General features: G+C 70.0%; 13 protein-coding genes, 1 other RNA gene and 1 pseudogene. 13 read left to right on the top strand and 2 right to left on the bottom strand.

Annotated elements, in window-relative coordinates:
* Positions 1 to 27: 27 nt before the first annotated feature.
* The 8 genes from HG421_RS17735 (at position 28) to tagH (ending at position 10,719) form a co-directional block, all read left to right on the top strand.
* A complete protein-coding gene (locus HG421_RS17735; protein WP_169707505.1) occupies positions 28 to 750 on the top strand; it encodes a ThuA domain-containing protein in 723 nt (240 codons plus the stop codon).
* 336 nt (positions 751 to 1,086) lie between these two features.
* On the top strand, positions 1,087 to 1,626 hold the full coding sequence (gene ecfK, locus HG421_RS17730) for an ECF-type sigma factor EcfK (protein ID WP_064508453.1): 540 nt from the start codon (positions 1,087 to 1,089) through the stop codon (positions 1,624 to 1,626).
* Positions 1,605 to 4,136, top strand: coding sequence for a serine/threonine-protein kinase (locus HG421_RS17725; protein ID WP_169708247.1), 2,532 nt, complete (start codon positions 1,605 to 1,607; stop codon positions 4,134 to 4,136). The genes ecfK and HG421_RS17725 overlap by 22 nt, the downstream gene beginning before the upstream one ends.
* Before the next feature lie 70 nt (positions 4,137 to 4,206).
* Positions 4,207 to 4,494, top strand: a complete 288-nt coding sequence (locus HG421_RS17720; RefSeq protein ID WP_029218002.1) for a PAAR domain-containing protein — start codon at positions 4,207 to 4,209, stop codon at positions 4,492 to 4,494.
* A gap of 227 nt (positions 4,495 to 4,721) precedes the next feature.
* A complete protein-coding gene (locus HG421_RS17715) occupies positions 4,722 to 6,053 on the top strand; it encodes a tetratricopeptide repeat protein (protein ID WP_169707504.1) in 1,332 nt (443 codons plus the stop codon).
* A 150-nt stretch (positions 6,054 to 6,203) separates the two neighbouring features.
* Positions 6,204 to 8,168, top strand: coding sequence for a type VI secretion system tip protein TssI/VgrG (gene tssI, locus HG421_RS17710; RefSeq protein ID WP_169707503.1), 1,965 nt, complete (start codon positions 6,204 to 6,206; stop codon positions 8,166 to 8,168).
* On the top strand, positions 8,165 to 8,713 hold the full coding sequence (locus HG421_RS17705; RefSeq protein WP_169707502.1) for a DUF6931 family protein: 549 nt from the start codon (positions 8,165 to 8,167) through the stop codon (positions 8,711 to 8,713). Before tssI ends, HG421_RS17705 begins: the two co-directional genes overlap by 4 nt.
* A 632-nt stretch (positions 8,714 to 9,345) precedes the next feature.
* Positions 9,346 to 10,719, top strand: a complete 1,374-nt coding sequence (gene tagH / locus HG421_RS17700) for a type VI secretion system-associated FHA domain protein TagH (protein ID WP_169707501.1) — start codon at positions 9,346 to 9,348, stop codon at positions 10,717 to 10,719.
* A 40-nt stretch (positions 10,720 to 10,759) separates the two neighbouring features.
* Here tagH and HG421_RS17695 read toward each other — a convergent pair.
* Together HG421_RS17695 and HG421_RS17690 are read right to left on the bottom strand one after the other, a co-directional pair.
* Positions 10,760 to 10,831: non-coding RNA, sX9 sRNA (locus tag HG421_RS17695), on the bottom strand.
* A gap of 62 nt (positions 10,832 to 10,893) precedes the next feature.
* A pseudogene (locus HG421_RS17690) lies at positions 10,894 to 11,013 on the bottom strand (LysR family transcriptional regulator); the annotation flags it as partial.
* A gap of 213 nt (positions 11,014 to 11,226) precedes the next feature.
* On the opposite strand from HG421_RS17690, the gene tssK reads away from it, so the two are divergent.
* Genes tssK through HG421_RS17665 form a run of 5 tightly spaced genes read left to right on the top strand, consistent with a single transcriptional unit; the run spans position 11,227 to position 18,625 of the window.
* Positions 11,227 to 12,561, top strand: a complete 1,335-nt coding sequence (gene tssK, locus HG421_RS17685) for a type VI secretion system baseplate subunit TssK (protein ID WP_169707500.1) — start codon at positions 11,227 to 11,229, stop codon at positions 12,559 to 12,561.
* A 4-nt stretch (positions 12,562 to 12,565) separates the two neighbouring features.
* Positions 12,566 to 13,816 carry a type IVB secretion system protein IcmH/DotU gene (gene icmH / locus HG421_RS17680; protein ID WP_169707499.1) on the top strand — a complete coding sequence of 417 codons (1,251 nt, stop codon included), beginning with the start codon at positions 12,566 to 12,568 and terminating at the stop codon, positions 13,814 to 13,816.
* Positions 13,813 to 17,340 carry a type VI secretion system membrane subunit TssM gene (gene tssM / locus HG421_RS17675; protein ID WP_169707498.1) on the top strand — a complete coding sequence of 1,176 codons (3,528 nt, stop codon included), beginning with the start codon at positions 13,813 to 13,815 and terminating at the stop codon, positions 17,338 to 17,340. The genes icmH and tssM overlap by 4 nt, the downstream gene beginning before the upstream one ends.
* The gene (tagF, locus tag HG421_RS17670; protein WP_169707497.1) at positions 17,337 to 17,912 is read left to right on the top strand and encodes a type VI secretion system-associated protein TagF; all 576 of its coding nucleotides are present in this window, start codon (positions 17,337 to 17,339) and stop codon (positions 17,910 to 17,912) included. The genes tssM and tagF overlap by 4 nt, the downstream gene beginning before the upstream one ends.
* On the top strand, positions 17,909 to 18,625 hold the full coding sequence (locus HG421_RS17665) for a PP2C family protein-serine/threonine phosphatase (protein ID WP_169707496.1): 717 nt from the start codon (positions 17,909 to 17,911) through the stop codon (positions 18,623 to 18,625). Before tagF ends, HG421_RS17665 begins: the two co-directional genes overlap by 4 nt.

Here is an 18,625-nt window from a genome sequence, read left to right as displayed (position 1 = left end):
GATGCGATATCGCGCAACAATGCACGCATGCACAGACTCCCGCTCGCCCTGATCTGCATGCTCGCCTCCCTCACCGCTACTGCCGCGTCCGCTCCGGAGCGGATGTTGATCTTCAGCAAGACCGCCGGGTTCCGTCACGCGTCGATTCCGGCGGCGGTGGCGACATTGCGCCAGCTGGCGGCAGAGCAGGGCATGGCGGCCGATCACAGCGAGGACGCGGATGTCTTCACTGCCGACAACCTGGCGCGCTACCGCGTGGTGGCGTTCGCCAGCACCACCGGGGAGATCCTGGCGCCGGCGCAGCAGCAGGCGTTCGAGCGATTCGTTCGGCAGGGTGGTGGCTTCCTGGGCGTGCATTCGGCCACCGATACCGGCTATCAGTGGCCCTGGTACGGGCAGCTGGTCGGGGCCTGGTTCAAGGGGCATCCGCCGGGGCTGCAGTCCACGCGTGTGCAGCCTGAGCGAGAGGGGCAGGCGGTCGGCAAGAGCTGGCCGATCACCGATGAGATCTACAACTACCGGCATAACCCGCGCGGGCAGGTGCAGGTGATCGCGATAGTGGATGAGCGGCTGTATGCCGGCGGCACGATGGGTGCCGACCATCCGATCGCTTGGTGCCATGCCTTCGACGGCGGACGGGCCTGGTACACCGGGCTGGGCCACGATGCGGCGGTGTATGCGAATGCACAGTTCCTGGCCCAGCTGCGGCAGGGCCTGCGCTATGCGGCCGGGCGTGAGCCTGGCTGCTAGGTGCGTCAGCCGGATGGGGCGGGTGCGCTGATCGAGGGGACCGGTAACGCCTTGACCATGACGGCTGGCTGCAAACTCAAACGCCGCCGCCCGCCTGCCGCCGCGTCCCTGCCAACCAAGACCGGCTGCCAACCGTAGCCCGCGGTCGTCAAGGGAGTAGCGGCGGCGCAGAGGAACGGGAGTGTTCTAGGGGCACATGCCGCGCGAGCGCCGGCCGCGCCCGCCTGGCGGTGAGCGCAGGCGTTTTGGTCGCGGCGCTAAACCGTTACGTTTTGCCTGTTCCGCTTGCTCGCCAATGCGGGATACTGCGCATCCACGCAGGCGAGAGGGACCTCGATGTCCGAGCTGCCGATCACCGAGTTGTTGCAGGCCTGGCAGCGCGACGAGCCTGGGGCGGGCGATGCATTGGCGCGGCAGGTCTATGAGGTGCTGCGGGCCACGGCCTTGCGCGAGCTGCGGCGCGATGCGCGTGCCGGCTTGCAGGCCACCGAGCTGGTGCATGAAGCCTGGATGCGGCTGGAACACGGCCAGCAGGCGTTCCGGTCGCGCACCCACTTCTATGCGGTGGCCGCCTTGCAGATGCGGCATCTGCTGGTGGATCTGGCGCGCCAGCAGGCCAGCGCCAAGCGGCTGGGGCAGGCGGTGACGCTGACCATCAGCCTGTCCGATGGCGCAGCGCGACCGGAGGCGCTGATGCTGGTGGCCGATGCCTTCGACAAGCTGGCGCAGGTGGACGAGCGCAAGGCCCGCGCGTTCGCGCTGACCGAACTGGTGGGTTTCAGCGTGGCCGAAGCCGCCGAGCAGCTGGAGGTGTCGGTGCCCACGCTGGAGCGCGACCTGCGCTTTGCACGGGTCTGGCTGGCGGCGCAGCTGTGAGCGTGGCCACCACCTGGCAACGGCTGGAGGCCTTGTTCCACCAGGCCTGCGGGTTGCCGCCCGCAGAGCGCGACGCGTTCGCGCGCGCGCAGGCCGGCGACGATGCCGTGTTGCGCGATGAATTGCTGGCGATGCTGGCGGTGGAATCGCAGGCCACCTTGCGGATACGCGCGCCGTTGAAACAGGCCGTGGCCGCCTTGCACGCACCGCTGCCGGAACTGCCGGCGGGCACGCGCTTCGGCGCGTGGGCGATCGACCGCCTGCTCGGTGCCGGCGGCATGGGCCAGGTGTACCTGGGCCACCGCGCCGATGGTGCCTACGAGCGCGAGGTGGCGATCAAGCTGGTGGCGGCCGACGCACTGGATGCGCAGGGCCGGGCCTTGTTCGAATTCGAATGCCGGCTGCTGGCGCAGATGGTGCACCCGGCCATCGCGCAGATCCACGATGTGGGCACCGACGACCAGGGCCGGCCGTACCTGGTGATGGAGTACCTGCGCGGCGAGCCCATCACCTGGTGGTGCGACGAGCACCGGTTGTCGTTGCACGCGCGCGTGCTGCTGATGCTGCGGGTGAGCGAGGCGGTGCAGCATGCACACCAGAAGGGCGTGATCCATCGCGATCTCAAGCCCAGCAATGTGCTGGTCAGCGACATCGACGGGCGGCCGATGCCGGGGGTGATCGATTTCGGCATCGCCATCGATGCGGCCAACCCGGGGCTGACCTCGGCGCATGGTCGCGGCACGCCCGGCTACATGAGTCCGGAGCAGGCACGCGGCGCGCAGGAGGTGGACGCACGCAGCGACATCTATGCGCTGGGCGCGATGTTCTACGAATTGAGTTGCGGGCTGGCGCCGGTGGCCGGCAGCGATGGCGTGCCGCAGCCACCTTCGCAACGGGTGGCTGCGGTGCCGGCCGCTGCGCGCGCACGCATCTGCGCGGCGCGCGCCACCACCCCTGTGCAATTGCTGCAGCAGCTGCGCGATGGCCTGGATGCGATCGTATTGCGTGCCTTGGCACCCGAACCGGGTGCACGCTATGCGTCGGTGTCGGCGCTGCTGGACGATCTGCACCGCTGGCTCGACGGCTACCCGCCGCGCGCCCTGCAGGCCGGCCGCTGGCTGCGGCTGCGCAAGTTCACCCAGCGCCATCGCAGCGGTGTGCTGGCCGGCGGGCTGGTGGCCGTGGCCTCGATCGGCGGCGTGGGCGCCACGCTGTGGTCGCTGCAGCAGGCCGCGCGCGATGCGCAACGCGCGCGGGTCACCGGCGATTTCATGAGTTCGGTGCTGTCCAGCGTGGACCCGGGCGTAGCGCAGGATCTGGACAAGACGCTGATGCTGCGCGTGCTGGAGCAGGCCTCGCAGCGTGCGGCACGCGAGCTGGCCGGCCAGCCCGATGCACGCACCGATGTCGAACTGACATTGGGCCGTACCCTGATTGCGCTGGCCAAGTATCCGCAGGCGGTGGAGCACCTGCGCACCGCGCAGCGGCTGGCGCGGGAGAGCGCGGGCGAGGGCAGCCTGCCTGCGCTGAAGGCCACCTCCATGCTGGGCCAGGCGCTGCGCGGTGCCGGCAAGCGCGAGGAAGCCGCGCAGCTGCTGCGCCAGGGCATTGCGCACGCGCAGCGCGGCGATGCGCAGCAGCAGACCATGGCCAACGACATGCGCGGATGGCTGGCCTGGACGCTGCGCGACCAGGGCCGCATCGCCGAGGCCATGACCGAAAGCCGGCATGCCTACGTGGCGGCGCTGGCCAACCCCGCCACGCGTGCAGGCCAGCGCATCGACGCCGGCAACGTCTACGCCGCCATGCTGGCCGAGGTCGGGCAAGTGGCACCGGCGATCGCCTTGCAGCGCGCCCTGCTGCGCGACCGCATCGCCCTGGACGGGCCCGAGCATCCGTTCGTGCTGTCGATGCGCAACAGTTTGTCGGTGTATCTGCTGATGCAGCGCGACTTCGCCGGCGCAGAGGCCGAGCTGACGCCGCTGCTGCAGATCCACCGCAAGCTCTATGGCGACAACGCCGCCGACACGCTGATGGTGGAAGGCAACCTGGCCGGTGCATTGCGACAACAGGGCAAGCTGGCCGAGGCCGGCCCGCATTACCGGGCGGCGTTGGAGCGGGCACGCCGCATGTTTGGCGAAGACGCGCCTGAGACGATCACCTTCCGCAGCAACCATGCGTTCTGGTTGCTGGACGCTGGGCAGGCGGCACAGTCGCTGGCCGAACAGCGCGCCACGCTGACGGCCTCGCTGCGGGTGCTGGGCCGTGCGCACCCGCAGACCGCCGAGATCCTGCGCGGCATGTCCGAGGCCGAGCGCACCCTGGGCCGGACAGCCGACGCACGCGCGCATGCGCAGCAGGCGGTGCAGATCCTCACCGGCATCTTCGGCAACGCCGAGGAGCCCCTGCGCGCCGCACGGCAGACCCTGGCGCAGCTGCAACCGGCAACACCGACGCCCGCCGACGCCGATGCCGACGCAGCGAGCACCTCGGTGGTGGCGCAGCGCTGAGACGAATTGTCGGGTGAGCGGTAGGCGCAGGCGCCACAGTGCCCGCCACCGATTGCATCGAAGCGTTGCCATGCAACCCGCCGCACGCCTGACCGACCTGCACGTCTGCCCGATGGTGACCGGGGTGGTGCCGCACGTGGGCGGCCCCATCCTCGGCCCCGGTGCGCCCACGGTACTGATCGGCGGCCTGCCTGCCGCACGCATCGGCGATGCGGCGGTGTGTGTGGGCCCGCCGGACAGCATCGTGGCCGGTGCGCCCACCGTGTTGATCGCCGGGCAGCCGGCCGCACGCCTGGGCGACAGCACCGCACATGGCGGGGTGATCACCCTGGGGTGCTTCACCGTGCTGATCGGCTGAGCGCAGCCGCCGCGCGCGGGATGGTTGCTGCGCGTTCGCCGCGTGCGCACAGGCCACAGCCGCAGCCATTGCCGCGATGCTGCGGGCGCACCGCGCCTGCAACAGGCGCAACGCCGGCGCGCAGCACGCACTGGCCGGTCACGATGCGCATCGTCGAACCCGCACCCGCACCCGCACCCGTACTGCAGCAATTCCGTCGTCATCTTGCCGCCCCTTGGAGAGCCCCGATGCACACCGCCACCCGCCTGCCGCCGGACACCTTGCAACAGGCCATCGACGCGCACCGCAGCGGCCAGTTCGACCGCGCCGCGCAGTTGTACAGGCAGGTGCTGGATGCACAGCCCGCGCACGTGGACGCACAGCATTTCCACGGCGTCCTGCTGCATCAGCGCGGGCAGAGCGACGCAGCCGTGGTCTCGATCACCCAGGCGCTTGCGCTGGACCCCGCCCAGCCGGATGCGTGCAACAACCTGGGCAACATCCACCGCGAATGCGGGCGGCTGGGCGATGCCGAACAGTGCTACCGCCGCGCCCTGACGCTGGCACCCGCCCATGCCGATGCGCTGGCCAATCTGGCTGCGGTGCTGGAAGCGCAGCGGCGCCCGCAGGAGGCCTTCGTCACCTACGCGGCGCTGTTGCATACCCATCCGGACTCGGCACAGGCGCACTATTTGCTGGGGCTGTTCCTGCGCAACAACGCGCAGGCCGCCGAGCATCTGCAGCAGTCGGTGGAGTGCCTGCAGCAGGCCTGCACCCTGGCGCCGGAGCATCTGCCGGCGCGCGAGGCGCTGGGCACCGGGCTCTACCTGCTTGGCGAGCACGTGCAGGCGCAGGCGGTCTATCGTGCGTGGCTGGCGCGCGACCCGGGCAATGCGGTGGCCGCGCACATGCTCGCGGCCTGCGGTGGCGTCGCCGCGCCGCCGCGTGCCGGGGACAGCTATGTACGCGAGCTGTTCGATGGCTTTGCCGACAGCTTCGACGAACAACTGCTGCACAACCTGGACTACCGCGCGCCCCAGCGCCTGGCCGACGCATTGGCGGCATGCCTGCCCGCGCCGAGCGCCAACTTGGCCATCCTGGATGCCGGCTGCGGCACAGGATTGTGCGCGCCCCTGCTGCGGCCGTATGCGCAGCAGCTGGTGGGTGTGGACCTGTCGCCAGGCATGGTGGCCAAGGCGCAGCAGCGCGGCGGCTACGATGCGCTGGAGGTGGCCGAACTCACCGCCTACCTGCAGGGGACGCCCGCGCGCTGGGATGTGGTGGCCTGCGCAGACACGCTGGTGTACTTCGGCGCGCTGCAACCGGTGCTGGCGGCGGCGGCCGGTGCATTGCGGCCTGGCGGCGTGCTTGGCTTCACCGTCGAGGCGCTGGAGACAGACGGCGACCGGGTCGACCTGGATGCCAGCGGCCGCTATCAGCACAGCCATGCGCATGTGGTGGCCGCCTTGCACAGCGCCGGTCTGCAGCCGATGGCAATCTTGCTGGATGTGCTGCGCAGCGAGCGTGGCCAGCCTGTGCACGGATGGGTCGTGACGGCGCGCACGCCTGCGCAGTGCTGAGACGAAATGTCGGCTTTGCCCGCTGCCTGCATGGGAGCATCGCCCTGGCAGTGATGGCCCGTGACCGGCATGCGACGGTGCGCGCAGGCCGGCGATTGTGCACTGCCGGCCGGCGCACCCCGCGTTGCCTACCCACCTGTGGATGCTTCGATGCCGCGCACCATCACGCTGCACTCCGACCTTGGCGACCGCCTGCGGCTGCACCGCATGCAGGCGCACGAGGCCTTGGGGCAGTTGTTCGACTACCGCATCGATGCCCTGTGCACGGATGCACAGCCCAACCTGGGGGCGTTGCTCGCCACGCCGGTGGCGGTCCAACTGGCTGACGACAACGGCGAGCAGCGTTGGTACCACGGCATCGTGGCCACCTGCGCGCAGGCCGGCGTCACCGTCGTCGATGCGATCGCCTACACGGTGCTGGAGCTGCACCTGGTGCCGCGGCCATGGCTGCTCACCCAACGGCGCGATTGCCGCATCTATCAGGACCTGAGCGTGCCGGAGATCGTCGTCAGCGTGCTGGGCGAGATCGGCTACAGCGATGTGCAGCAGCAACTGAGCACGCAGTACCCCAAGCGCACCTACTGCGTGCAATACCGCGAAGACGATTTCAGCTTCATCAGCCGGCTGCTGGAGCAGGAAGGCATCTATTACTACTTCACCCATGGCCGCAGTGCGCACACGATGGTGCTGTGCGACGCGCTGGGCGCGCATGCGCAGCGCAACGGCGTGGACAGCCTGCCGTACGTGCCGCCGGAACTGGAAAACCGGCGCATCCTGCGCTCGGTGGTGAGCCGCTGGCGTAACGCCCGCGCGCTGCATTCCACCCAGCATGTCGTCACCGATTACGACCCGCAGCAGCCACGCGCCTCGCTGGCGGCCGAGTTCGACGCCAGCGGCGCCGGCCTGCACCCGGTGGATGGCCTGGCCGCGTTCGATTACCCCGGCCCGCATGCGCTGCAGGCCGATGGCAGCCGCTATGTGCAGGTCCGCACCGAGGCGCACAACGTGCAGCGCGCCAGCCACCAGGCCACCACCAATGCCTGCGGGCTGATGGTGGGGGCGTTGTTCACCCTGCACGGCCATCCGCGCAGCGAGCTCAATCAGGAGTATCTGGTGCTCTCGGCGCAGACAACGCTGGCAGCGCCCGGGCATGCCGACGCGCCGCCGTTTTCCAGTACCGTGCAGGTGATGGAAAGCCGGCTGCCGTTTCGCAGCGTGGCGCGCACGCCCATGCCCAGCATTGCCGGCCTGCAGACCGCGGTGGTGACCGGCGACACCGACGAAGACATCGTGGTGGATGCACATGGCCGTGTGCAGGTCACCTTCCACTGGTCCGGCTCCGCACGCGCGCATGGCGCACCGTCGTGCTGGGTGAGGGTGGCCTCGATGTGGGCGGGCAAGGGCTGGGGCGCGATGAGTCTGCCGCGGGTGGGGCAGGAGGTGGTGGTGAGTTTTCTGGAAGGCGACCCGGACCGCCCGCTGATCGTGGGCAGCGTGTACAACGCCGATCACGCGCTGCCGTTCGCGCTGCCGGACAACAAGACCCAAAGCGGCGTGCGCAGCCGCAGCCTGCTGGGCGGCAGCGCGGATTTCAACGAGCTGCGCTTCGACGACAAAGCCGGCGCCGAAGAGGTCTACCTGCGCGCGCAGCGCGACCTGTGCGAAGCGGTGCAGCACGACCATACCGCCACGGTGGACAACGATCAGGTGCTCACGGTCAAGCACGACCGCACCGCGCGCATCGACAACAACGACAGCGTGGATGTCGGCAAGAAACTGCTGCTGCAGGCCGGCGAAGAGATCGAGCTGGTGACCGGCAGTGCGCGGCTGGTGATGAAGCAAAACGGCGACATCGTGCTCAGCGGGGTCAAGATCCTGATCGATGCAAGTTCCGAGGCCAAGACCACCTCCACCGCCATCAAGCTGATCGCCGACGCGCAGTTGCAGGCCAAATCGCCAGCCACGGAAGTGGCCGGCGATGGCACGCTGAAGTTGTCGTCCGGCGGCATGCTCAGCGCCGAAGCCGGCGCCTCGGCCACGCTCAAGGGCCCGCTGGTCAGCATCAAGGCCGATGCCCTGGTGCAGGTCGGCGGCGGCCTGATCATGATCGGATGAGCGCGCCCATGCTCTCGCTGGCGCAGGCGTGCGCGGACATGCAGGTCTCCGCGCCGGCGCGTGCGCAGCTGGCCACGCCGATCGCGCCGCAGGCGGCGGTGCGCGCCCTGCTGGCGCATGGCCACGACGAGGATGCGATCAAGCTGCTCGCGCGCCTGCTGCCCAAGCGCTACGCGGTGGCCTGGCTGTGCCAGTGCGTGCGCGGCGAAGCGCTGGACGAGGAAGACCGCGCCGGTGCCGCGCTGGCGGAAAAGTGGGTGCGCGACCCCAGCGAAACGCATCGCCGCGCGGCGCAGGCGTTTGCGCATGCCGGTGGCTACGTCTCCCTGGGTGCGTGGCTGGCAGCGGCAGTGGCCTGGTCCGGTGGCAGCCTGGCGCCGCCGCAACAGGCCACACAGGTGCCGCCGGCCGAGCATCTGACCGCGCGCGCGGTGGCCGCCGCCATCACCTTGCTGGCTGCACGCGAGCCGGCGCAGCTGGCGGCGCGCCGCAGCGGCTACGCGATGCATGCCTTGGAGTTGCTCACCAGTGCGGGTGCGCCATGAGATCGCTTGTTGGTCATTGCAGCAAAGCGGTCGATCCAGTGTGCGCAGTGTTTTCCAGCCACTTCAATAGCGTGAAATCCGGGGTGTCGTGGGGCCTGGACGCCGTGGCTGCATCGGCTGCAGGGCAGTGGGTCTGTGGTCTGGTTGCAGAGCCCTTGCCCGCCCACCAACGCGGGACACGCCGTGAATCCGTCCTTGGAGGCTCTGGCTCGGCATCCATGCCGCTCAAGGTCCCGCGCCGGTGGGCGGGCAAGGACCATCTGAAATGGTCGGTATGCATGGTGCAAGCAAGGCATAAGGCAGGTTTCTCGAATGACGCCAGCTCCGATCAGCTTTGCAGCGCACCGCGATCACCAGGTGGCTTTCAACAAAGCAACCGACTCACCCTCTGGTGCGGTGTCCTCGCCGCTTGCGGGACCGTTGGCGGCATGGATGCAGCCATCGAGCCCCCGGGACGGGTTAACGGCGTGTCCCGTGAGCGGTGAGGGCACCGCGCCCTCGACCAATGCGGTTGGGGACCATCCAGATGACCCCAAGTGGCCAGCAAACCCTGCATAGCCGCTCGCTACCTGCTGTCAGCCGCACCACGTTTTTTTTTTGAATATCGATCATCATTTGCAGGAGCCCGTGTCGTGTCCAGTTCGCAGTTGATCCTCACCGTTGGCGGCGCGCACGCCGCGCAGTTCGGGCCCAATGCGCAGAAGCGGTTCGCCGGCAGCGGCGGCAGCATCGGGCGCTCGGACGAGAGCGATTGGGTGCTGGCAGCACCGGGGGTGTCGCGCACGCATGCGGTGGTGCGTTTTCTCAACGGCATGTACTTCATCGAGGACCGCAGCACCAACGGCATGTCGCTCAACGGCAAGGCGTTGACGCGTGCGGACCCGTCCGCGCTCAGCGATGGCGACCGTCTGCAGCTCGATAGCTTCGAGATCCAGGTGCAAGTGCAATCGCTGGCTGTCGCCCCGACACCCGCGCCGGCGTTGGACCCGCTGCTGGATGCGATGGACGACCGCACCCAGGTAGCGCCGCCGGCTGCGCCGGCGCGTGCCGCGACCACCGCTGCGGGCTTTGATGTGCTGGAGTTCGAGACGCCGCCTGCTGCGCGCCCTGCCGTGGACCCGCTGCTGGACGATCTGCTGCTGGGCGGCACGCCGCGCGAGCTGGACCCGTTGCGCCTGCTCGACCCGCTGCCTGCACCGGCGCGTGACACCACGCCCAGCGCCTGGAATCAGAGCAACGCCAATCAGGACTATTTTCGCCCGCCGGCCAGTGCCGACGCGCGCGCCACCTTGCCGGAAAACTGGGATATGACGCTGGGCGATTTTGCGCCGCCATCGCCATCGCCATCGCTTTCGTCATCATCCATGGCCGGCACGCTGGCTGCTCCAGCAGCGCTGTCGGCGTCGCCGGTGGCAGCGATGCTCCCGCGCGCATCAGACCCATCGGATGCATCGACGTCAGCAACATCCCTGCCACCAGAGCTGGATCGCATCTTCGCCATCGTGGTGGATGGCGTGATGGACGTACTGCGCGCACGTGCGGAGATCAAGAACAGCTTCCGCCTGCCGGTCACGGTGATCCAGCGGTCGGAGAACAACCCGCTCAAGTTCGCCGCCACCGCCGACGATGCCCTGCAGAAACTGCTGGCCCCGCCCAGCCCCGCGTTCCTGTCCGGGGTGCCGGCATTCGAGGATGCCTTCGACGATATCCGCTGCCACCAGATGGCGATGCTGGCCGGCATGCGCGCGGCCTTCGACGCGATGCTGTTCCACTTCAGCCCGGACCGGCTGGAGCAGGAGGCCGACGCCGGCGGCAAGCGCTTGAGCTTCGGCGGCAAGGGGCGTTACTGGGAGCGCTATCGCGACAACTTCGAGCAGCTGCGTAGCGACCCGGACGACTGCTTCCGCCGCCTGTTCGGCGACGAGTTCGCCCGCGCCTACGAGGCGCAGCTGGCACGCCTGAAATCGGCGCGGCGCCAGCCTGCGGCACGCGGATCGCAGGGGTGACACGGGCGCGTTGCGACCGCAGGGGCGCAAGGCTTGGAGCGGCTACCAAACCGTCGCGAGCGTTCGTCAGGTAGGTGCGGCGCAGAGGAACCGGAGTGCACGAGTGGTGCATGTCGATCCCCGGCACCGGCCGCGCCCGCCTGGCGGTGAAGGCAGGAGTTTTGTCAGCTGCTCTCAGTCAGGCAATTGTTTGACGAATTCGATGAACGCGCGCAGCGCGGGCGGGGTCAGATTTCGGTTGGGGTCACACAGAAAAGGGCAGGGAAACGGTTGCCACCCGGGGTGCAGCACCGGTCGGCGACGCGCTGCCAGCGGCGCCTGGTAGCGACGTTCTGCAGCTTGAGGGCTGAGACATTCTGTCGGGTTGGGTGCCTGGCTGCGGCGCAAGATCGGTCCATCAGCTCGGCCCATCGGCACGCGTGCCGGAGCGGACATGCACTGCCAGCGACAGCGTGGCGGGGCGCCAAGGCCTCACGCGGCGGCCGTCTTTCTCACCGCAGGTGGATCATGCACAACAACAAGGTCGTGTGGAGCGAGGGGCTGTTCCTGCGCCCGCAGCATCTGCAGCAGCAGGAACGCTACCTGGAGCGCTATGTCGATCTGCGTGCGGCGCGGCTGCGGCCGCACGCCTGGGGCGTGAGCGAACTGGAATGGGAAACCGATCTGCTGGCAGTGGGCAAGCTGGGGCTGCGCCGGGCACGCGGGGTGTTTGCCGATGGCACGCCGTTCGCGATGCCGGGCGACGATCCGTTGCCGGTGGCCATGGAGGTGGAGCCCAATTGCCGCGACCAGATCGTCTATCTCACCCTGCCGTTGAAGGTGCCGGCGCAGCCGGAGCTGGGGCGCCCGGAATCGCCGGTCGATCAGTTGTTCCGCTACCGCGTGCGCGAAACCGAAAGCGGCGATGCATCCGGCAGCACTTCCGAGGCGGTGCTGATGGAAGTCGGCGGCCTGAGCACGCGGCTGCTGCCGCAATCGCAGCCACTGGAAGGGCTGGACCGCATCGCGGTGGCGCGCATCATCGAAACGCGCGCCGATCGCCAGGTGGTGCTGGACCCACACTTCATTCCCAGCGCGATGGTGTGCCAGGCCGCGCCGCGGCTGGCCACGTTCCTGACCGAGCTGCTCGGGCTGCTGCACCAGCGTGGCGAAGCCCTGGCCGCACGGGTGACGCTCACCGACCGCGGCGGCGCGGCCGATATCGCCGATTTCCTGCTGCTGCAGCTGGTCAACCGCTGGCAACCGCAGATCGCGCACTGGGCCGCCGCACCGCTGGCGCATCCGGAAGACTTGTTCCGCGGCTTGCTTGCGCTGGCCGGCGAGCTGAGCACCTTCACCGCGCCCGGCAAGCGCCCGCCGGCATCGCCGGTCTACCGGCATGAGGCACAGCAGGAGAGCTTCGAGCCGCTGATCGGCGCGTTGCGCAGCAGCCTGAGCGCAGTGCTCGAACAGACCGCCACGCCATTGCCGATGCAGGCACGCAAATTCGGCGTGTGGGTGGCGATGGTGCCCGATCCCACGCTGCTGGACAGCGCCGCCTTCGTGCTGGCTGCCAAGGCGCAAATGCCCAGCGAAGAGTTACGCCGGCTGCTGCCGGCGCACGCCAAGATCGGCCCGGTGGAGCAGATCCGCGATCTGGTCAACCTGCAGTTGCCGGGCATCGTGGCCAACCCGATGCCGGTGGCGCCGCGGCAGATTCCCTACCACGCCGGCTACCTGTACTTCGAGTTCGACAAGAGCGCGGCGCTATGGCGCAGCTTGAAGACCTCCGGCGGTATCGCGTTCCACTTCGGCAGCGAATTCGCCGGGCTGGAGTTGCAACTGTGGGCGATCCGGAGCTGAGCGCATGAGCCGTCCACTGACCCAACTGGATCCGGTCGCTGCCGCGCCGTTGCCGGCAGAGGCCATCGCTGCCGAAGACACCGACATCAGCGAACTGCTGGGGCGCAGCGTCAACCCGCTGGTGCAGGCGGCCACGCCCTTGCTGCTGCTTGCGGTGCAGCTGCGCCATAGCGCGCAGTTGCCGGAGGTGGCGCGCCTGCGCGAGCAGGCGATGGCGCAGATCCGCCGCTTCGAGCAGCGCGCCCACCAGGGCGGTGCGCCGGTGGAAGCGGTCACCGCCGCACGCTATGTGTTGTGCGCGCTGCTCGATGAGGCGGTGCTCAACGCACCGTGGGGCGAGCGCAGCGGCTGGTCGCAGAAAACGCTGCTGGTGGTCTTCCACAGCGAGTCGTATGGCGGGGCCAAGTTCTTCCAGATCCTGGAGCGGCTGTGCGCCGATGTGCGGCGGCATCTGGATCTGATCGAGCTGATGTACCTGTGCCTGGCGCTGGGCTTTGCGGGCCGTTACCAGATCGAGGCCGGTGGCCTGGCCCGCCTGGGCGAGATCCAGGACGATCTGTACCGGCGCATCCGCGCCGAGCGCGGCGCCGCACCGGACAGCCTGGCGCCGCACTGGCGCGGTGTGGACGATCGCCGGCGGCTGGGACGCTTCCTGCCGTTGTGGGCTGCCGCGCTATTGGGGCTGAGCGTGCTGGTGGTGGCCTTCGTGTGGTTCCAGACACGCCTGAGCACCCTGGCCGCGCCGATCAGTGCGCAGGCGGCGCAGTGGGGGCTTGCGCCGGCCACCCCGCCGGATGCCACGCCGTTGCCGCCACCGCCGCTGCGCCTCAAGCAACAGCTGGCCGCGCCCGAACGCGATGGGGTGGTGCAGGTGGACGAGCAGCCCGATGGCCAGACCCGTGTGCGCCTGAGCAGCGCGGCGATGTTTGCCTCCGGCGGCGTGGACGTGGAGCCGGATCAGCGTGGCCTGATCGCGCAGATCGCCGCGGCGATCGATCGATTGCCGGGGCGGGTGATCGTGGTCGGGCATACCGATGACGTGCCGGTGCGCTCGCTGCGGTTTGCCGACAACTACGCCTTGTCGGCGGCGCGTGCGCAGGCGGTGGCGCAGTTGCTGCGCGCGCAGCTGGCCACGCCGGGGCGGGTGGAAGCGCTGGGGGCGGGCGATTCGCAACCGCTGGCACGGCCGCCGCAATTGCCGGCCAATCGCGCGCGCAACCGCCGCGTGGACATCCTGTTTCAGCCGGGGGAATGACGATGAAGACGCTGTTGTCCGCGCCCAGCGCCACCGTGGTGGTGAGCGTGCTGGCATTGAGCCTGCTTGCGGTGCTGTTGTGGGTGGGCGGGCCGTATGTGGCGATTGGCGGCTGGAGCCCGTTGGCCGGCGTGGCTGCGCGCGTGGTGGCCATCGTGCTGGTGATCGCGCTATGGATTGGCGTGCTGGCGTTGCGCCGCTGGCAGGCGCAGCGGCGTGCGGCCCGGCTGTCCAGCGCCCTGGCTGCGCCCGGCCGCGACGACGACCGCGAACTGCGCAGCGGCCAGGAACGCGCACAGCTGCAGGCGCGCTTCCAGCAGGCCATTGCGCTGCTGCGCAAGCGCCGCGGCGGCGACCTGTATGGCCTGCCGTGGTACGCGCTGATCGGCCCGCCCGGCTCGGGCAAGAGCACCTTGCTGCAGCATTCCGGGCTGCAGTTTCCGTTGGCCGCGCGCATGGGCGATGCCGCGCTGCGCGGGGTGGGCGGCACCCGCGATTGCCAATGGTGGTTCACCGACGAAGCGGTGTTCCTGGACACCGCCGGCCGCTACACCACGCAGGATTCGGACCAGGCGGTGGATGCCGGCGCCTGGCGCGACTTCCTGCGCCTGCTGCGCCGGCATCGCCCGCGCCGGCCGCTCAATGGCGTGCTGGTGACCATGAGCATGTCCGACCTGCTGCTGCTGGACGATGGCGAGCGCGACACCCACATGCAGGCGATCCGCCGCCGCCTGGACGAGGTGGCCGACCACCTGCAGGCCAGCGTGCCGGTGTATCTGATCTTCACCAAGTGCGATCTGATCGGCGGCTTTGGCGAGTTCTTCGACGATCTGAACCCTGCCCAGCGCAGCCAGGTATGGGGCATCACCTTCCCGCTGGCGCAGACCCTGGAAGGCCAGGCGGCGCGCCGCTTCGCCGACGAATTCAACCTGCTGCAGCAGCAGCTCAGCGCACGCCTGTTCGAGCGCCTGAACCTGGAACGCGACCGGCTGCGGCGCGCGGCGATCCTGGCGTTCCCGCAGCAGCTGGCCGCCTTGGGCGAGCGCGCGCGGCAGTTCGTCGAAGGCAGTTTCGCTGGTCATGCCTACGGGCCGGCGCCGCTGTTGCGCGGGGTGTACTTCACCTCCGGCACCCAGGAAGGCACGCCGATCGATCGCATGATGGGCGCGGTGGCACGCACCTTCGGCGTGGACGATGCGCGCGTGCAGGCACCAGGCGCGCAGCGCCGCACCTTCTTCGTCGAACGGCTGTTGCGCGAGGTGGTGCTGCGCGAATCCGGGCTGGCCAACACGCCGCCATCGCGGCAACGCCGCATGGCCTGGCTGCAGGCGGCCGGCTATGCCGGCGTGGGCGTGCTGAGCGCTGCGCTCCTGGCCGGGTTGAGCGCCAGTTACCTGGGCAACCGCGCCTATCTGGCGCAGGTGCAGCAGGCGCTGGATGCACGCCCGGCGGTGCCCGATCCCAATGCCGCCACTGGCATGCCCGAGTATGTGACGCGCACGCTGCAGCAGGCCGCCGCCACGCACGCGGTGGTGCAGGTGGCGCAGCAATACCGGGAGGGTACGCCGTGGGCGCTGCGCATGGGCCTGTTCCAGGGCGGCGCGCTCGGCGATGCGCTGCAGGCCGGCTACCTGCGCCAGCTCAATGCCACGCTGCTGCCGGCACTGGCGGTGCGCTTTCGCGATGGGCTGGTCGACAACGCGCAGGCGCCGCAGGCGCTGTACTACACGCTCAAGGGCTATCTGATGCTGGGCCAGCCGCAGCACCTGGATCCGGCCCAGCTCAGCGCGCTGGCGGCGATCGAGGCCGGTAAGCTGTTCCCGCGCGATCCGGCGCAGCAGCAGGCGCTGGGCGCGCAGCTGCAGGCCTTGCTGGACACACCCACGCGCGTGCGCGCGCTGTCGCTGGATGGGCAGCGCATCGCGCAGGCGCAAGCCAGCCTGCAGGCGGCCGATCTGTCCACGTTGATCTACGGCAACCTGTTGCTCACGCCACCGGCGGGGACGCCGCTGCGGCTGGACACATCGCTGGGCCTGCTCGCCGACACCTTCGTGCGCCGCAGCGGCACGCCGTTGTCCACGCCGGTGCCGGCGCTGTACACCCAACCGGTGTTCGCGGCCCTGCAGCGCGACGGCATCGGCCAGGCGGTGGAACGCTTCGGGCGCGACGACTGGGTGTTCGGCGGCGCACCGCTGGATGCCACCGCCCGCGCCACGCTGGCGCGCCAGGTCGGCCAGCGCTACGAGGCCGACTACATCCGCTACTGGGATGGATTGCTGGCCGATCTGCAATTGCGCCCGGCCGCCGATCTGGCCGCCGCCAGCGCCACCGCCGCCAAACTGGCCGGCCCCAGTTCGCCGCTGCGGCTGCTGCTGGGCGTGGTTGGCGACCACACCCAGGCGATGGACCGCGCGCCACCGCCGGATGCGGCCCAGCGCGCTGCCGCCGCGGTGGCCGGCAAGGCGGCCGCCACCGCCGGCAGCGCAGCGGCCAGGCTGCCGGGCGGGGCAGCGATGCGCGCCGCGTTGGCGACCCCGCCCGATCCTGCGGCCGCGACCGCACCCGCGCCGGGGGCGGCCATCAGCGAGCATTTTCTGGCCCTCAACGCACTGGCGGCCGGTGCGCCCGGCAGCACGCCGCTGGACCAGCTGCTGCGCGTGCTCGATCAACTCGGCAAGCAGTTGCTGGTGGTGTCGCAAGGCCGTGGCGATGCTGCGGCGGCCAATGCGCAGCTGGCGCTGGCGCGGCAGGAAATGGCGCAGCTGCCGCCGTCGGTGACCGGCTGGCTGCAGGGCCTGGCCGGCAGCAGCGCCACCTTGATGACCCAGGGGGCACGTGCGGCGCTGGATGCACAGGTGCGCCAGTCGGTGGGCGAGGTGTGCAGCGAGTTCGTGCGCGGCCGCTACCCGTTCGACCCGGCCGCGCAGGTGGAGATTCCCCTGCAGAATTTCGGCGAACTGTTCGGCAGCGGCGGGCGCCTGGATGCGCTGTACACCGGCACCGTGCAGGCCCTGCTGGACACCCAGGCGCCGCATTGGCGCTGGAAGGACGGCCCCGACGCGGTGGTCGGCGCCCCCGGCCTGCCGGCACAACTGCAGCTGGCCCAGCGCATCCGGCAGAAATATTTCCGCGACGGGCCGGGCCCGCAGGTGGGCTTCACCGTACTGGCGCCCACGCTGGGCGAGGGCGTCACCCGGCTCACCCTGGAGATCGACGGCCAGCGCTACGACTACCAGCCCGGTGCGGCGCAGAGCATGCCGATGACCTGGCCCGGCCCGGTGCCGGGGCATGTCTCGATCGCGGCCTTCGGCGCCGACGGCGTGGCGCTGGGCAAGCTCGATTACCAGGGCGACTGGGCGCTGTTTCGCGCGCTGCAGGACGGGCAACTGGAAAATTCCTCCGACCTGCGTTTCGTCGCCAGCTTCGCGCTCGGCGGCCACGACGTGCAGGTGCCGCTGCGCGCGGGCAACCTGCGGCATCCGTTCCTGGACAGCGACGTCCAGCGCTTTGCGTGCGGCGGATGAGCATGCCGGCCACCGAACAACTCGGCTTCTACGGCAAGTTGCCCGGCGTGGGCGACTTCGTGCAGCGGCGCCTGCCGTCCGGCTTCGTGCAGCCCTGGGATGCGCATTTTGCCGCCTGCCTGGAGGCGGTGCGCCAGCCGCTCGGCGAGCGCTGGCCCGCCGCCTATCGCGGCAGTGGCGTGCGTGCGTTCGCGCTGGGGCCCGGCGTGTGCGGGCCGCAGGCCTGGGCCGGGGTGTTCGGCCCGGGCGAAGACCGGGTGGGGCGCTGTTTCCCGCTGGTCCTGGCGATGCCGTGGGCGCACGCGTGCCTGCCGGCGCCGGCGTGGTTCGGCGCGGTGGCCGCCTACCTGGGCCGCGCCTTGCGCGCACGCACCGACGCGGCCGGTTTCGAGACCGCGGTGGGCGCGCTGGCGGTGCCGGCCACGCCATCCACCGCGCCGGCGCCAATGCAGGGTCACGCGCTGTGGTGGCGGCCAGGGGAGGCCGCCCAGTCGCTGCACGGGCTGCCTGCCGCCGAGCGCTATCTGGACTGGCTGCTGGCCGAACAGGACATCACCGAGGTGACCCGATGAGCGCGCCCTACCGCTCGGCCGGACATACCGAAACCGGCAAGGTGCGCCGCCTCAACGAAGACGCGCTGCTGGTGCGCGAGGAGGCCGGGCTGTGGGTAGTGGCCGATGGCCTGGGCGGACACAGCGCCGGCGATTACGCCAGCCAGCTGCTGGTGCAGCGCCTGGGCGCCCTGGTGCGCCCGGCAGACCTGTGCGACTTCCTGGATGCCATCGACGACACCCTGGCGCAGATCAACGCCGAGTTGCTGCACGCCGCGCGGCAGCGCCGCGTGGACATGATCGCCACCACCGTGGTGGTGCTGGTGCACGACCCGGATTTCATGCTGTGCGGCTGGGTCGGCGACAGCCGCATCTACGCCCGCCATGCCGGCCCGCTGCGCCAGCTCACCCGCGACCACGTGCACGGCGTGCGCGAGGACGTGACCCGGTTCGGCAGCGCCCAGGCCGCCGCTGCCGCGGCCGGTGCGCTCACCCGTGCGGTAGGCGCGCAGGAACCGTTGTTCGTCGATTGGGTGCTGACCCCCAGCCTGCCCGGCACGCAGTTCGTGCTGTGCAGCGACGGCATCAACAAGGAAATCCCCGACCCGGAGCTGGATGCCGAATGCCACCGCTTCGGCGATCCACGCGCGCTGCTGGCGCGCTTGTTCGAACTGGCGATGGGCAGGGCGGCACGCGACAACGTCACCGCCGTCGTCGTCAGCCTGCAGGAGTGA

Origin of the sequence: Xanthomonas campestris pv. badrii (genome assembly GCF_012848175.1) — a bacterium.
GTDB classification, from domain to species: domain Bacteria; phylum Pseudomonadota; class Gammaproteobacteria; order Xanthomonadales; family Xanthomonadaceae; genus Xanthomonas; species Xanthomonas campestris_C.
The sequence above is the reverse complement of the archived record's forward strand: the minus strand, read 5'-3'. Positions and strand labels throughout refer to the sequence as shown.

What these genes read in the sequence shown, in the direction of transcription:
- icmH (WP_169707499.1), top strand. Translation starts at nt 12,566, where the DNA reads ATGAGCCGTCCACTGACCCAACTGGATCCGGTCGCTGCCGCGCCGTTG.
- ecfK (WP_064508453.1), top strand. Translation starts at nt 1,087, where the DNA reads ATGTCCGAGCTGCCGATCACCGAGTTGTTGCAGGCCTGGCAGCGCGAC.
- tssK (WP_169707500.1), top strand. Translation starts at nt 11,227, where the DNA reads ATGCACAACAACAAGGTCGTGTGGAGCGAGGGGCTGTTCCTGCGCCCG.
- HG421_RS17735 (WP_169707505.1), top strand. Translation starts at nt 28, where the DNA reads ATGCACAGACTCCCGCTCGCCCTGATCTGCATGCTCGCCTCCCTCACC.
- HG421_RS17715 (WP_169707504.1), top strand. Translation starts at nt 4,722, where the DNA reads ATGCACACCGCCACCCGCCTGCCGCCGGACACCTTGCAACAGGCCATC.
- HG421_RS17705 (WP_169707502.1), top strand. Translation starts at nt 8,165, where the DNA reads ATGAGCGCGCCCATGCTCTCGCTGGCGCAGGCGTGCGCGGACATGCAG.
- tssM (WP_169707498.1), top strand. Translation starts at nt 13,813, where the DNA reads ATGACGATGAAGACGCTGTTGTCCGCGCCCAGCGCCACCGTGGTGGTG.
- HG421_RS17665 (WP_169707496.1), top strand. Translation starts at nt 17,909, where the DNA reads ATGAGCGCGCCCTACCGCTCGGCCGGACATACCGAAACCGGCAAGGTG.
- tssI (WP_169707503.1), top strand. Translation starts at nt 6,204, where the DNA reads ATGCCGCGCACCATCACGCTGCACTCCGACCTTGGCGACCGCCTGCGG.
- tagF (WP_169707497.1), top strand. Translation starts at nt 17,337, where the DNA reads ATGAGCATGCCGGCCACCGAACAACTCGGCTTCTACGGCAAGTTGCCC.
- HG421_RS17720 (WP_029218002.1), top strand. Translation starts at nt 4,207, where the DNA reads ATGCAACCCGCCGCACGCCTGACCGACCTGCACGTCTGCCCGATGGTG.